The following is a 14027-nucleotide window of genomic DNA, read 5'->3' on the forward strand; positions in this document are numbered from 1 at the left end:
TCCCTTTTTACAATACCATTATTTCTCTATTCACCATTCGAATCGTTACGGTAAAAGTGGCCAAGTCTACAATCATTGTTCTGCCCATCTTTCCCCCAGTATGATTGGCCAATAGAGGAATCCCTAGTTGTTTCAATACTTCCTCAACAGCAAGAATATTTCGGTCTCCAATACTGCCATGTGGAAGATCTTTAGAAAATTCAAACATACTTGCTCCACCAGCTATCTTAGCGACTAGCGGATTATTATTTGTTCGTTTATTTATTTCTGATACCATATGGGGAACAGCTAAATCAGCGAATTTCTCAATTTTAGTGGCCTCTCTAAAAGCAGTGCTGTCTGGAAGCATAATATGGCTTAATCCGCCGATTTTTGTTTTAGGATCGTATAATGCAATCCCGACACATGAACCTAATCCTACTGTTATCAAGGATTGAGGCTGCTCTGCTATTTTATAATCTGAGATCCCAACCCTTAATTCATCTGCCATACATTTTCACCATTCCTCTAATCTAACCATTTTTATCTATTCATTAAGGATACCAGTTCTTTTTCCCCTTGTTCATTAAAAATACTGTCCACGTCTAGCTGTAAGATAATGCCATCATCTGTTCGAATAAAAGCCATGACGTAACTTGCAGCTTCTTGATCAGCATTTTCTGAAATTTCACGATCTGCATTTTCAAAAGAACGAATAGTGGTTACTTTATCTACCACCAATCCAATTTTTTTCTCTTGCCAATTCACAACAATCACTTTAGTGTCAGCTGTTAATTCTGTTTTATTTTGAAAGAATCGTTCTCTTAAATCAATGATTGGCAAAACAGTTTCATCATAATCTATCGCACCTAACACATACTTAGATGTATCTGGAATTCTAATTAGTCCTTCAACATGTATGATTTTTTCGGTTACTTCAATTGGAATGGCAAAGCTTTGACCGCCACTACTAAAAATAACAAACTTTTCCATTATTCTCTACTCCTCTAGATTTCCTTTTAATTGATTGACGCACACTCTTCATAAGTATGCACGCTAACTGAACTATTTGTTACGTTCTACATTACTGTAATTTAAATTGGTTCGTTTCTTCTTTTAGTTCATTTGCAATCGTTTCTAGTTTAGCGATGCTTGATGAGAATTCTTCCATTGTTGCTAAAATTTCTTCTGCATTTGCGGACACTTCTTGCGTCCCAGCAGAGTTTTCTTCGGCTGAAGCCGCAATATTTTCAATTGCCACCAATGTTTCATCTTTTTTAGCTGAAATAACGAAGCCTAAACTAGCAACATTTAAAATACTTTCAACCAGTTTATCCATCTGGTCGGTTACTTTATTTGATGAATCAATAGCTTCATCGATTGTTTTTGTTTGTACTTCGCTTTCTGCATGTGATTGTTCAACTTTATTAACCATTTCACTTGATTTTTCTTGAATATCTTTGATAATAGTTGCGATATTTTTTGTGGATGCATCACTTTTTTCAGCAAGCTTTCTGATTTCATTGGCAACCACCGCAAATCCTCTACCACTTTCACCTGCACGAGCCGCTTCAATTGAAGCATTTAACGCCAATAAGTTGGTTTGCTCCGCTATTCCATCAATCACTTTAACAATTTTTTCAACATTTTGAATATCTTTGTTTACAGCATGAATGCTCTTGGCTAACTTAGCCATAGTATCAATCGTTGTTTCCCAGTTGTCATGAACCTCAGACATCATTTGATTGTTTTTCCCATTGGCAATCGTTGTATCATCTGTATGTTGTCCCATTTTTTGAATATTTTGATCGATTTCACCCACAGTTTTGGATAATTCTTCCATTTTCCCGACTGTATCTTCTGTGTCTTTAGTTTGGATGCTTGTAGCTTGAGCAATTCCCGTGATGGTTTCGGACACTTCTTCTGTTGCTGAAGTCGTTTGTTTAGAAATATCATTCAGTGTTTGGGTCATATCCATCAAATGATTGCTTTTTTGTTGGATGCCTCCAACCATTTGTCTAAACTGAACCATCATTTGATTAAATGCAAATGCAATTCGACCAATTTCATCGCTGTTTTCATTAATCTCTTTTTGTTTTCTAATTGCTTTAAAGTATTTTTTATCTGGCAACATGTGTAAATCATTTCCAGTAATTTCAGTCGTTAAATCACCATCTTCTACTCTGCGGAAGGCTTTAGTTAATGTTGCTGCAATCGTCATAACGTATCTAGATGCAAGTAATGCACTTAGAACAGCTATAATGATTCCAATCGCTAAACCAATTAGAGCAGCTTTATTTGTAGCAGCTACTTCATTAGCCATCTCATCTTCGCCAACTACTCCATAAACAGTCATGCCTAGACGACTGACTTTAGCGTAATAACTGCCAATCTCTTGATCAGTGTAAATATAGCCCGTTTGTTCTGTTGCTTCTTTAAACAAATCACTACTACCGATGTTTGTTCCAATTTTCTTTGGATCATTAGACATCAAATAGTCACCTGATTCGGAAAGCACAAAAAAGTTTCCAGTATTTCCATTTCGTATCGATGTTAAATAAGTGTTCATTCGCGTCAAATCTAAATCAATTGCTAAAACACCATAAAATACGTCATCGACAATGATTGCTCTAGAAATGGTCATCGTCATTAATCCCGTTTTTATATCACGGTAAGGTTCACTCCAAATCATTGCACCTTTACGATCAACAGCTCTTTGATACCATGGCGCTGTGGTTGCATCAAAGTCCGATAGATCTTCCATCGTTCCAAGTACGACTTGATTTTCGGGAGCATAATAAGCATTTCCTATGTACATACTGTTATTCATAATAAACTGCAACTCTTCTTGAATGGCTACCTGTGTATCCTCATCCTCAGCATCTTCTTGAAACTCTGGCTTTTCTGCTAAAGAATTAATGGTATTTTCTAATTCTTGACCAATCCAATCTAATTGCGTGGTAAATTGCGTTGCTAGATTTTTTTCACTTTGCTCAACACGTTGAGACAACAAATTTTGCGTGCTGTAATAATTCATGACTAGTAAAATGATAATGGGTATCGTGATCATAGCAATCAACGTAGGAATGATCACAATTCTTATACTTTTTTTTCTCGGGCTCTTCTTTTTGCGCAGATTCTTCACCAATTGCTCCTCCTTATGTAAAACTTCCTTAGAACACTTTTTACATTTTACCCGTGTTTTATTCGAAGTTCTCAACACTACTTTTATTTAAACGTTTACTAAATAGTATATCGGTATTTTTTCTTCTTTCTTAAGCATTTAAGGTTCCTTTTTTTATTTAATCTCACGATTGTCACATCTCATTCAATTAATAAAAAAAGAACCTCTTTTGATTTTTAATCAAAGAGGTCCTTTACGATTCAATTTGTAAGAAAAAATCACGTTAACTTTTTAAGGCAGTTTATTTCCAGCTGCGCGGTAGATTTCATACCATTCATCATGAGTCATCCGCACTTCGGAAGCTTTGCTATAATCCGTTAATCTATCTGGGGTCATAGTCCCTACAACAGCCTGCATATTAGCTGGGTGACGCAAGATCCAAGCAATAGCGGTAGCTGAATTAGATAAGCCATAACGTTCTCCAATTTCTTTCAACTTAGCATTTACTTCAGGATAGTTCTTGTTGTCCACAAAAATATCCCCACCACTTTTAATCGGTGACCAAGCTTGTATAGTCATAGCTTCCAAACGGCTATAATCCAGCACTCCACCATCTCGATTGATTCCACTATCAAACTTCGTATTGACATTTATTCCCGCGTCGACCATTCCGGTGTGCATCACACTAAATTGCAATTGATTTGCAACAAGTGGTTGTTGAACATAATTTTTCAATAACTCAATTTGATAAGGATTGTGATTGCTGACTCCAAAGTTGCGGACTTTGCCGCTTTTTTCTAATTCGTCAAAAACTTCTGCTACGATTTCAGGTTCTACTAATGCATCTGGACGATGTAACAACAAAACATCCAAGTAATCTGTTTGCAAACGTTTAAGAACACCGTCTACACTTTCAATCAAATGCTCTTTTGAAAAATCATAGCTGCCTTTTCGAATCCCTACTTTAGATTGTATTAACATTTTTTCTCGTATAGAGGGATCCATTTCGATTACTTTACCAAATATTTCTTCAGCTTTTCCTCCACCATAGATATCTGCTAAATCAAAAAAATCAATTTCAAGGTCTAATGCATTGTTGATGACTTTACTAGCTTTGTCAGGTGATAGTTTACCCATTGACATGCATCCTAATGCAATGTTTGGTACCATTAACTCACTTTTCCCTAAAAACATTCTTTTCATATCCATCAACCTTCTTTCTTCTCTATGAGAAATCGTTTTCAGTATACCATTACTCCAATTTTTTTACTAAAATAAAGAACATTCTTCACTCAAGTCATACTACTGGCTTCAGAATACTCTTTCTTCCAATAAATGTCATTTAATGGCTAAGTGAGGTTCTTTTTTCGGTTCACTCTTCCATAAAAGACCTGTTAATGGATAAGTGAAGCCCATTTCTTGCTTCAGTTGTCCATTAAATGCAGTTTCATGGACAACTGAAGCTTCTTTTCCTTGCCACTCTTCCATGAGGACTCAATTTACACAAAACAACAAAAAACATCTTACATAAAAAGTGATTTCCGCTAATTTTTTCTTATATTAAGAGAGAACGATTAAATTTAAGGAGCGCACGGAAATCATGATACTAAAAGAACGAACAAAATCGATTACTCATCGTGTATTGGAATCTTTAAATTTTCGCATGACCTTACCTGTTGAAGAACAACTAAAATATGAGAATTAAGTAAAAGGTTGGGCTGGTGAAAAGCAATTCGATTTCTATATGAGTCAATTTAATCAATCAGGCCTTGTACTAAATGATCTCGTTCTAAATTATAGAGACACCGTTTTTCAAATTGATTCCCTCTTTATTGCAAATGACTCTATTTATTTATATGAAGTAAAAAATTATACCGGTTCCTACTTTTATAAAGAAGATTCTTTTTTCATAGAATCAGGCTATCAAATTCTTAACCCCTTAAGGCAACTCGACAGAAGTGTGACCTATTTACAAAATGTGCTGCTTCGTCTAGGATACCGATTGCCCATACACCCAATTGTTGTCTTTATTAATCCGGAATTCACTCTCTACTCTATCCTGCCAAATGAACGTTTCTTGTTTTCCTATCAATTGCCTAAACATCTTAATGCTCTATTCAATCAAACCTTCTCGATAAAACAGGAACATTTAAATCTAGCGCATAAACTTAAAGAGGTACACAATGAAAATTATCGTCCCGATAATCTACCTATCTATCAATTGGGGCAACTGAAGAACGGTATTTTATGCCCTATTTGCTTTTCGCTTAGTCATACAGATACTAGACAAAATTACCTTTGTACTGCATGCGAACATCAAGAAACTATCACAAATGCAATTGAGCGGAGCATAAAAGAATTCAAACTTCTCTTTCCTGATAATTTAATGACAACAAGCCAGATTTACGAATGGTGTGGAAAAAACTATTCCAGAAAACGAATTCGAATGGTTTTAAAATTAAATTATCAGAGTCATTTATCACGTAAAATGACCTATTATAGTAATAAATAACTTTCATTCTAGGAAAAAATGAAATCCACTTCAACAAAAAAACATTCATCACCTGTACCTAGAGTGATGAACATTTTGTTTTTTCTATTAAGCTTCTTGCGGTTCCATTGTTGGTGTTTCTTTTAAAATAATATTTAACACTAGCGTAACGATCGTTCCAGCTGAAATTCCAGATGAGAACAATCCACCAAGAATTCCAGGCAGTCCAGCTACGACTTCAGGACGAAAAGCTACGCCAAGTCCAACGCCTAAACCTGCAGCGACGATAATTAAATTGCGGTTGTCAAAATTCACACGTGACAATGACTTAACACCAGATGCTGCCACATTTCCGAACATCAATACTCCTGCTCCACCTAGTACAGCCATTGGCATAATAGAAACCAATGTTGCAAATTTTGGCAGGAAACTCATTGCCATTAAAAGAACACCCGCAGTAATCGCAACAGAACGAGAAGCATTGCGAGTCAAAGGAATCAATCCAGCATTTTGACTAAAAGTAGCTACTGGGCCTGATCCCATTGCGGGTCCAATAAATGAACCGACACCATCAGCACGTACACCATTTGCAATATCATCATCAGTTAATTTCGTTTCTGTGACTTCTCCAATTGTTTGCATCACACCCACAGTTTCGATTACCGTTACTAAGTAACCAGAAATAAATGGAATTGCAAATTTCAAATCAAAATTAACACCATATTTAAACAGTTGTGGCATAGCAAACCAATTGGCTTGAGCTACTTGGTTAAAATCTACCATTCCAAGCGGAATACACATAATATAGCCAACTACAATACCAATTAGTACAGCCGCAGGTCCAATTTTGACGCTGCCATAGTGATTCAATACAACGATCAATAAAAATACAATAGTAGCAATTGCTAAATTAAGAGGTGACCCATAGTTGGCTGCACCAACTCCACCAGCCACCCAGTCAAATGCAACAGGCATCAACGTTAATCCCATCAGTGAAATAACGGTACCTGTAACAACAGGAGGGAAAAATTTCATTAGCGGTTTGATAAAATAACTCAAGATAATTTCTAAAAGGGCTCCCATCATGGTTCCACCGAAATAACCAGCAATGCCTCCGCCCATCGTGTTGATGACCGCATTGGCAGGACCAACAAATCCAAAATCGGTTCCCATAATTGTTGGAAGCCCAGCTCCTACACGAAACCATTTTGGTCCAAATCCTTTAGATTGAATGATTGAAACAACACCGGAACCCAATAAAGCTGCACTGATCATATAAGAAGTATCTGCAATCCCAAATCCTGCCATACCGGAAATAACTAAAGGAACAGCAACAATTCCACCAAAAGCAGTCAGTATATTTTGAAAACCTAAAAGTGTCATCAAGATAAATCCTGGTTTATCGTCTACTTGATAAATCAGATTTGATTCAGGTTTCGGCGTAACCTTTGCTTTCTTCCCTTCTCTTTTCGGTAATACAATTGTTCCTGCTGGCTGTTTCATTCTTTCTTCCAAAATAACCCTCCTATTAAATACGAACATTTATTTTATCAAACTAATTATACTTCGCTTATTGATGATTCATTTGTAGTATAACCTCAAACCAACATGATGTAAAGACCTAAAAGCGAATTATTTCATGTTTATCTAGTGGTTAATGTTCGTGTTTTACAAAAAAAGACCTTTCACTTTAAAGTGAAAGGTCTTTTGGGCGATTTTTTGGAATTTTTAATCAACGATTGGGAACCAACCTGGTCTGCTTTCTATATACTCCCACATAGCATCGGGCAAAGTGAGATCTTCGCGGTATTCTGGTTTGATTTTTTTACGGATGGCGGTTTCGTTTCCTAACTTAACTTTTTGAATCCAATCCGGTTCAACAACTAACTCTCGACCAATCGCCACAAGTGGTACACCTAGTGCCATTGTTTCCACAGCATCATCTGGCGTTATAATTGAGCCGACTCCAATAACCGGAAAATCTTTCCCTACACGTTCTTGGATCCGTTGGACTACAGGTGTCGTTTCATATAAATCACGAACCGAACCTTGCGTCCATTTATTTGTTGAAACATGAATGTAATCCAATCCTTGTTCTTTTAACTTAGTTACTAACTGCAAGGTATCTTCTATCGTAATTCCTGGTTCTTTTATTTCTTCAGGAGAAATGCGGTAGCCAAAAATAAAAGGTTTCTCCGCATAGGTTTGAATCGCTTCTTTTGCCGCTTGAACAACAGCTAACGGGAAGTTCATTCGTTTTTCAAGCGATCCGCCCCAGTGATCATCTCTTTGATTGGAGTGTGGAGAGAAAAATTGTTGAATCAAATAATTATTTGCTCCATGCAATTCGATTCCATCAAAACCAGCTTGAATGGCTCTTCTAGTCGCTTGTCCAAAAGCATCAACTAATTCACGTACTTCTTTATCGGTTAACGCTCTAGGAACTTCGGCACCTTCAAAATCAATCGGAACAGCACTTGCACTAACCGGCTGTTCACCTCTTAACGTTCGTTTTGATCCAAGTCGTCCTACATGAAAAATTTGTAAAATAGCTTTTGGACCTTCATCTTGAATTGTCTTCGCTAATCCCGCGAGACTGTCGATCCGGTTATCAGATGCTGCACTTAATGACCCAGCAAAGCGTCCGTTTTCCATGACTTGAGCACACGAGGTCACAACAGCACCTAGTCCAGCAACACGTCTTTTATAATAATCTTTTTCATCAGTTGTGACCATACCATTTTCAAATGAAGAATTAGTCGTCATTGGTGCCATAAAAAGGCGATTATCAACTTTAACTCCTGATGCAAATGTAAAAGGTTCAAACAGTGGATCGTATTTTTGTTTCATAGATTTTCTCCTACTTTTTCATTAATTTATTTTGAAGCAACTAGCATCATTCTTCTAATGGTAAAAGAACGGGCACTTTTTTTCAATTGTTTTTACTTACAATTTGTAAAACTATTCGCCTATATATGTAAAAAAAGAGTAATTGAGAATTTTACTCTCAATTACTCTTAGTATATTAGCACTTATTTATTGGATTTCAATATGTTTAGGGGGTGTTTCGTCTGAATTTTTTTTAGGTAAAGTAACCGTTAAAACTCCATTTTCAAACGATGCGTCGATATCTTCTTCTTTGACATTTTTTAAAAGAAATTGACGGCTGAAGGATTTAGTTGAACGCTCTCTGCGAATGTAATTGCCTTTATCATCTTTTTCATCTTTGCTTTCTTCCTGAGTTGCGCCAATGGACAGTACATTGTCTTCATACTTTAACTGAATAGAATCTTTAGACATACCCGGTAACTCAGCCTCTACAATATAAGCTTGTTCTTCCTCACGAATGTCTACATTAAAGTTCGATGTACTTTCTAACAAGTGATCAAAAGGGTCTTCGAAAAAGTTTCTGCCAAAATTCATGAAATCACGTCCTACTGGAAATAAATTACTCACAAATCTCTCCTTCTTTCTTTTTTTAGACTTTTGAACAAGTTCTAACCTTGCTCACGTTTAGTATAGTCAAATTCACTACAATCGTCAAAGAAGTACCATTATTTTGGTCTTTTTTTTCTCCCTTAGTTCATTGTTTTTATTGCCATCGCATTCATATTAGTATTTCCCCTCACCTTTTTTTGTTATACTAACTAGACAAATACGGTAATGGAGGTATGTGCTATGTTTAACCTTTTAGGGAAGATTTTATTAATCGTTGGTATCATTATCATCATTTTTGGTTATTTTGGACCTATTAAGTCTGGAGATCCAATTATTGGAACATTATTTATTATAGTTGGTATAGTCGTTGCAGCTTTAGCTTTTGTCTTTGGACGGAACTTACCACCTAGAGTATAAACTATTTAACCATCAGAAGAACGACATTAAAATCATTGCTTCTATTAGATTTGAATAAGCAAGATGGATTAGTCTATTAAAGATTGATCCATCTTTTTTTGCAGTCAATTACATATGGCTATTTTATTAATCAATTAAATTTATAAAAAATTAGTATTTTTTTATATGTAAGCTAGATATTTAAATCCATTACCAATCATAATCCATTGTTAGTGATTATTTTCTATAAAATATGGTCCTAATCCATAGTCTTGTTCATGAGTAGTAATAAAACACCATTCTCCGTAACTATCCATTACATAACAATCGCTTACTTCAAAAGTATTAAAGAACTCCACTGTTTGATTTAATTTTGCACTGTTAAAATCCACTTCGTTTTCGACTACAAAAACTGTATTAGAAAATTGAAAAAATATTGTAAAATCCTTCTTTTTTATTTTTTCAAAACGTTCCACTGCAGCTTTTCCACTTAAACAGTCAGCTTTTTGATAACTGCATAAATGCCAAAGCATATAATCTAAATAAATGTCTTCTTGCTCTTTTTTTGATAGTTCGCTAGCAAATAATTTTTTAAATTGTGATCGAAAATACGAACCATAACCATCTACTTGTTTGATTGCCATATCTAATCTCCTTAATAGGTTAATTAATATCCTTAAAAAACACCTTTATCTTACTATAACAGTTGGCAACCTTTAAAATAAGAAAAATCATTAACTATCTTGCTTTACAAACTAGCTCACATTTGATATAACTAACTTGTAAAACATACTAGAGGAGGAATTCCGTGGATAGCAAAGTAAACTCCCAGATGCTGAAAGGTATTTTATCAGGCAGCATTCTACTCTTACTTTCTCAAGAAGAACTATATGGTTACAAATTGAGTGAAAAGCTCACAGACTTTGGCTTTAACGATATTCCTAAAGGGACGATCTACCCTCTTCTACTCTCGCTTGAGAAAAAGAAATTGATTAAAGGAACAATGAAGCCATCTGATACAGGTCCTCAACGAAAATATTATTCCCTTACTAATACAGGAGCAGCTGAAAAAAATGAGTTTATTATGCAATGGCATAATCTTAAAAATAGTGTTGATAATTTGATTAAAGGAAGTGAATTAAATGAAAACGAGTGAACTAGTAAAGTCAAACGCCACCTTACAGGAATTCTTAACAAAAGAAAACAATGAATACTATGGAAATTTAGTTATTTATGTTAGAGCGATGTCATTATTTAGGGATGAAAAAAAGAGTGAAGAGTTGCTGTTAGAAGTCTTACAAGATATTTTAGATGCACAAAATCAAGGTATTTCTGCAGAACATTATTTTGGTAGAAATCCTAAAAAGATTGCTGATGAAATTATTAAACAACTACCAGTTAACTTACTTGATACCCTAAAAATCTTTTTGACTTCACTAGGATTCTATAGCATTATTTGTATTTTGCCAGAACTTATTTTTCCAGACAAAGGATTAGATATAGGACGATTTATAGTGAGCGGAGTCTACTGGATTCTTTTTGTTTTCTTTGGATTATGGGTTTTAGGAATTAGCTTATATCGATTTAAAAATAAATTTTTTAAACTTTTTTTTCTGGTATTACTTGGTGTAGGAGTCGCACTTGGTTTTACACTTGGTTCTTATGTATCTACCCCAATAAAATTAAATCTTAATGGCAATTTAGGAATTTTAATAATCATTTCTATCTCTGGAATTTTACTCTATCTATTTTATAAAGAAACGGATAAAAAACTTTGGTTGTCTTTTATCCCAATCCTAGTCACTTCTGCTATCCTAGGAATTCTTATCAGACTGGATACTTTTTCAGATCTGTTAAATACAAAAGAAGGGAAAATCGGAACAACAATTATTCTAGTCATCATACTTTTTCTTCAATACTTATTAATTTTCTTAAATAATAGAAAATTAAGTTAATAAACAATCTAGTTTTAAATTCTACGTTTTAAACTTTCATTAATTTATCACCTTCTATCTAGGCATAACAAAGGTCATAGTGTACGCTTACACCATAATAAAGAATACAAATAAAAATTTTAACGGAAGAAAGGATTTTGACAATGCATCCTATTTATAACTTATATTGGTCTTCATTTCAAAATATTTTTATATTTTTAAGTATTACCTTAACAGCGTTATTGGTTGCCTCCTTCTTGATAAATAAAGGAAAGGAAACTTCAATAAAAAATTTACTGTTGTTATGGATTCCTTCATTAACTACCTTTATAACAGTCATTTCCGCTTCTTTTTTCTCTGGTATTTTGTATGATGAGTTAAACATTCCAACAGATAATTTAATTCTTTTTTTAATGGGGTATTCGACAATTATCTTTTTCTTTCATACAGGAACCGTTATCTTAAATATCTTTCGTTCTAAAAAAATAGTAAACCTATCAAGCAATTAATTTATTTAAGAGATTAGCTTTCTATAAGCTATCTCTTTTTTTATTTGCCCATTCCGTCCAAATTACTTTACCTGTCGTAGTAAAAGGAGTATACTTTAATTACTACGATAGATGAAGTAATAAACGGGGTGATAATGTGATATCAAGTGATGTCATGCGAGGATTTAATAGTTTAATTCTATTGTCTATTTTGATGAAAGAAGACTCTTACGGCTATCAAATTTCAAATACAATTAAAGAAATAACAGGTGGAAAATATATCATGAAGGAAACCACTCTCTATTCTGCATTTAACCGATTAGAAAAAAGTGCTCTTATTCAATCTTATTCTAGTACCGAAACCAATGGCAAACCGCGAACCTACTACCGAATTACGGAGTTAGGTAAACAAACGTATAACGATAAAGTAAGCGAATGGCTGGATACAAAAAATGTGATGGATAGATTTATTAAGGAGGAATCGTAAAAATGGATACAATTAAAAATTATGTCGAATCAGTTTTTGTTCAATTGCCCCGCACTCCCGAAATGCAGCAACTTAAAGAAGATATGCTTACCAATATGGAAGATAAATACCTTCAGTTAAAATCAGAAGGTAAAAGTGAAAATGAAGCGATTGGAACTGTTCTCTCTGAATTTGGCAATATCGATGAAGTCATCGAAGAGTACAATTTAGAGAAGGAATCGGAAGAGGTTGACAAGGATTCTGTCTTTTTATCAGAGGCTGAAGTTGAGGATTTCATGCATCATCGAACAAAATTTGGACTGGGAATTGCGACAGGAGTTGCTCTTTGTATTCTCGCTCCAGCTGTGATGCTCTTATTTAATGAAGTAGCCAATTTCTTTTCCTTTACTACTCCCGCAAACTTGGAAGGCATAAATCTCTTATCAATTATTCCACTTTTCATTTTCATCGCTATTGCTGTTGGAATTTTTATTATCTTTGGTTTAAAAGAAGAACAATACAACCTTGATAAAATAGTAGTTATTCTTGATCCCTCTACACGTATCCACTTAGACCGAGAAATGCAGGAGTTCAAACCTAGTTTTGCAAAAGCAATCGCGGCTGGAGTTATCCTATGTATCTTAGCCCCTATCTCTTTATTGCTCGCAATTGTTCTTCTCGGAGACGATAATGCTTGGTCCGTTATCTTTCTTCTAGGTTTTGTATCCGTTGGTGTTTTCTTGTTTGTCTTCTACGGTGTTTTGTACTCCACCTATGAAAAACTCCTTTCCTTAGGAGACTATCAGCCTGAAAAAGTTATTGCCAGTAAGCTGACGGATACCATTGCAGGAGTCGTATTTCCAATAGCCACAGCCGTTTATCTGCTTTTAGGTTTTATCTATAATGCCTGGGGAACAGCTTGGATCATTTTTCCAATTACCGGTATTCTCTTTGCCGCATTTTCTTCCTTATACCAAAGCCTTATTAAGACAAAACGAAGAAAATAATGTTCTAAGACCTCTACTCTGATCAGGGTGGTGGTCTTTTTTTCTATCTATAATGATTCCAATTGCTTCATGACTATTCTTACAAAAATAAGTCTTCTTCTAAGAAACTATTGTGAAGCGGATTCTCAACTTGTATACTTAAGTTTATCGATATTTCATAAAAAAAGACTGGAGTTCAAACTTATGTATAACACTAAAAAAAACACTACCAAATGGCCAACATTTTTAATTTTGATTTCTTTCATCTTAACAATTGTCTCTATTTTTATTCAAAATCAATTCTCATTGTTTAGCTTTCCTATTTTTCTTGGCGTGCTGATTGTCGCAATCTTATTAAACACGCTATCATTAGTATTGGCATCAAAATCTAGAAGCCAAGCTTATACAATTCTTTTATTTATCCTTAATGTTCTGATCATTGCTTTTATAGCTTTTACAATCTATACACTTTTAATTGCTTAGATCACCTGAAGCAATATTCCTAGAATCTTCACATTTTCTTTCATTCGTCATCATAAAATAAGACGAAAAGAGCATTATTTTTTCACATCCAATAGTTATACTATAGACATACCAAACCTTTAAACCTTTTCTTTTCTCTTCTATTTATTTACCCCCATAAATAAATAGTTATACCCCCTTTTCAAGCCTTTGCGTTAATAGCAAAGGCTTTTTTTATTTAGTTTATCTTTTCATGGACAAGT

The 14027-nt window shown here is 34.6% G+C and carries 15 protein-coding genes and 1 pseudogene; 7 read left to right on the forward strand and 9 right to left on the reverse strand.

Annotated elements, in window-relative coordinates; translation table 11 throughout:
* Nucleotides 1-7 precede the first annotated feature (7 nt).
* From CAR_RS10035 to CAR_RS13185, 5 genes are all read right to left on the reverse strand, one after another.
* The gene (locus tag CAR_RS10035; RefSeq protein WP_013711618.1) at nucleotides 8-490 is read right to left on the reverse strand and encodes a chemotaxis protein CheD; all 483 of its coding nucleotides are present in this window, start codon (nucleotides 488-490) and stop codon (nucleotides 8-10) included.
* Nucleotides 491-522: 32 nt separating this feature from the next.
* Nucleotides 523-972: a chemotaxis protein CheW gene (locus tag CAR_RS10040; protein WP_013711619.1), complete on the reverse strand. Its 450-nt coding sequence runs from the start codon at nucleotides 970-972 to the stop codon at nucleotides 523-525.
* A gap of 91 nt (nucleotides 973-1063) precedes the next feature.
* A complete protein-coding gene (locus CAR_RS10045) occupies nucleotides 1064-3124 on the reverse strand; it encodes a methyl-accepting chemotaxis protein (RefSeq protein WP_148229458.1) in 2061 nt (686 codons plus the stop codon).
* Between the two features lie 270 nt (nucleotides 3125-3394).
* Nucleotides 3395-4306, reverse strand: coding sequence for an aldo/keto reductase (locus tag CAR_RS10050; RefSeq protein ID WP_041556584.1), 912 nt, complete (start codon nucleotides 4304-4306; stop codon nucleotides 3395-3397).
* A gap of 135 nt (nucleotides 4307-4441) precedes the next feature.
* Nucleotides 4442-4591, reverse strand: coding sequence for a hypothetical protein (locus CAR_RS13185; RefSeq protein WP_013711622.1), 150 nt, complete (start codon nucleotides 4589-4591; stop codon nucleotides 4442-4444).
* A gap of 232 nt (nucleotides 4592-4823) precedes the next feature.
* Between CAR_RS13185 and CAR_RS10055 the strand changes: the two are divergent.
* Nucleotides 4824-5615: pseudogene (locus CAR_RS10055) on the forward strand (nuclease-related domain-containing protein); the annotation flags it as partial.
* Between the two features lie 87 nt (nucleotides 5616-5702).
* Here the strand turns inward: CAR_RS10055 and CAR_RS10060 are convergent.
* From CAR_RS10060 to CAR_RS10070, 3 genes are all read right to left on the reverse strand, one after another.
* Nucleotides 5703-7109, reverse strand: coding sequence for a uracil-xanthine permease family protein (locus tag CAR_RS10060; protein ID WP_013711624.1), 1407 nt, complete (start codon nucleotides 7107-7109; stop codon nucleotides 5703-5705).
* Between the two features lie 213 nt (nucleotides 7110-7322).
* Entirely contained in the window at nucleotides 7323-8444 is a 1122-nt protein-coding gene (locus CAR_RS10065; protein WP_013711625.1) for an NADH-dependent flavin oxidoreductase, read from the reverse strand.
* A gap of 186 nt (nucleotides 8445-8630) precedes the next feature.
* A complete protein-coding gene (locus CAR_RS10070) occupies nucleotides 8631-9050 on the reverse strand; it encodes an Hsp20/alpha crystallin family protein (RefSeq protein ID WP_013711626.1) in 420 nt (139 codons plus the stop codon).
* Nucleotides 9051-9272: 222 nt separating this feature from the next.
* Between CAR_RS10070 and CAR_RS13245 the strand changes: the two genes are divergently transcribed.
* Nucleotides 9273-9449: a hypothetical protein gene (locus tag CAR_RS13245; RefSeq protein ID WP_013711627.1), complete on the forward strand. Its 177-nt coding sequence runs from the start codon at nucleotides 9273-9275 to the stop codon at nucleotides 9447-9449.
* A 209-nt stretch (nucleotides 9450-9658) separates the two neighbouring features.
* Here CAR_RS13245 and CAR_RS10075 read toward each other — a convergent pair whose 3' ends face one another.
* On the reverse strand, nucleotides 9659-10102 hold the full coding sequence (locus CAR_RS10075; RefSeq protein WP_337999051.1) for a DUF4275 family protein: 444 nt from the start codon (nucleotides 10100-10102) through the stop codon (nucleotides 9659-9661).
* A 158-nt stretch (nucleotides 10103-10260) separates the two neighbouring features.
* On the opposite strand from CAR_RS10075, the gene CAR_RS10080 reads away from it, so the two are divergent.
* The 5 genes from CAR_RS10080 (at nucleotide 10261) to CAR_RS10105 (ending at nucleotide 13785) form a co-directional block, all read left to right on the forward strand.
* A complete protein-coding gene (locus CAR_RS10080; protein ID WP_013711629.1) occupies nucleotides 10261-10584 on the forward strand; it encodes a PadR family transcriptional regulator in 324 nt (107 codons plus the stop codon).
* Nucleotides 10571-11383, forward strand: a complete 813-nt coding sequence (locus CAR_RS10085) for a hypothetical protein (protein ID WP_013711630.1) — start codon at nucleotides 10571-10573, stop codon at nucleotides 11381-11383. The genes CAR_RS10080 and CAR_RS10085 overlap by 14 nt, the downstream gene beginning before the upstream one ends.
* Before the next feature lie 624 nt (nucleotides 11384-12007).
* Nucleotides 12008-12337 (forward strand): PadR family transcriptional regulator, encoded by a 330-nt coding sequence (locus CAR_RS10095; protein ID WP_041556587.1) that lies wholly within the window; start codon nucleotides 12008-12010, stop codon nucleotides 12335-12337.
* A gap of 2 nt (nucleotides 12338-12339) precedes the next feature.
* A complete protein-coding gene (locus CAR_RS10100) occupies nucleotides 12340-13323 on the forward strand; it encodes a permease prefix domain 1-containing protein (RefSeq protein WP_013711633.1) in 984 nt (327 codons plus the stop codon).
* 183 nt (nucleotides 13324-13506) lie between these two features.
* On the forward strand, nucleotides 13507-13785 hold the full coding sequence (locus tag CAR_RS10105) for a hypothetical protein (RefSeq protein ID WP_013711634.1): 279 nt from the start codon (nucleotides 13507-13509) through the stop codon (nucleotides 13783-13785).
* Nucleotides 13786-14027 lie beyond the last annotated feature (242 nt).

Source organism: Carnobacterium sp. 17-4 (assembly GCF_000195575.1).
GTDB lineage: Bacteria > Bacillota > Bacilli > Lactobacillales > Carnobacteriaceae > Carnobacterium_B.

What these genes read in the sequence shown, in the direction of transcription:
- CAR_RS10040 (WP_013711619.1), bottom strand. Translation starts at nt 972, where the DNA reads ATGGAAAAGTTTGTTATTTTTAGTAGTGGCGGTCAAAGCTTTGCCATT.
- CAR_RS10100 (WP_013711633.1), top strand. Translation starts at nt 12,340, where the DNA reads ATGGATACAATTAAAAATTATGTCGAATCAGTTTTTGTTCAATTGCCC.
- CAR_RS10080 (WP_013711629.1), top strand. Translation starts at nt 10,261, where the DNA reads ATGCTGAAAGGTATTTTATCAGGCAGCATTCTACTCTTACTTTCTCAA.
- CAR_RS10085 (WP_013711630.1), top strand. Translation starts at nt 10,571, where the DNA reads ATGAAAACGAGTGAACTAGTAAAGTCAAACGCCACCTTACAGGAATTC.
- CAR_RS13185 (WP_013711622.1), bottom strand. Translation starts at nt 4,591, where the DNA reads ATGGAAGAGTGGCAAGGAAAAGAAGCTTCAGTTGTCCATGAAACTGCA.
- CAR_RS13245 (WP_013711627.1), top strand. Translation starts at nt 9,273, where the DNA reads ATGTTTAACCTTTTAGGGAAGATTTTATTAATCGTTGGTATCATTATC.
- CAR_RS10035 (WP_013711618.1), bottom strand. Translation starts at nt 490, where the DNA reads ATGGCAGATGAATTAAGGGTTGGGATCTCAGATTATAAAATAGCAGAG.
- CAR_RS10105 (WP_013711634.1), top strand. Translation starts at nt 13,507, where the DNA reads ATGTATAACACTAAAAAAAACACTACCAAATGGCCAACATTTTTAATT.
- CAR_RS10065 (WP_013711625.1), bottom strand. Translation starts at nt 8,444, where the DNA reads ATGAAACAAAAATACGATCCACTGTTTGAACCTTTTACATTTGCATCA.
- CAR_RS10050 (WP_041556584.1), bottom strand. Translation starts at nt 4,306, where the DNA reads ATGAAAAGAATGTTTTTAGGGAAAAGTGAGTTAATGGTACCAAACATT.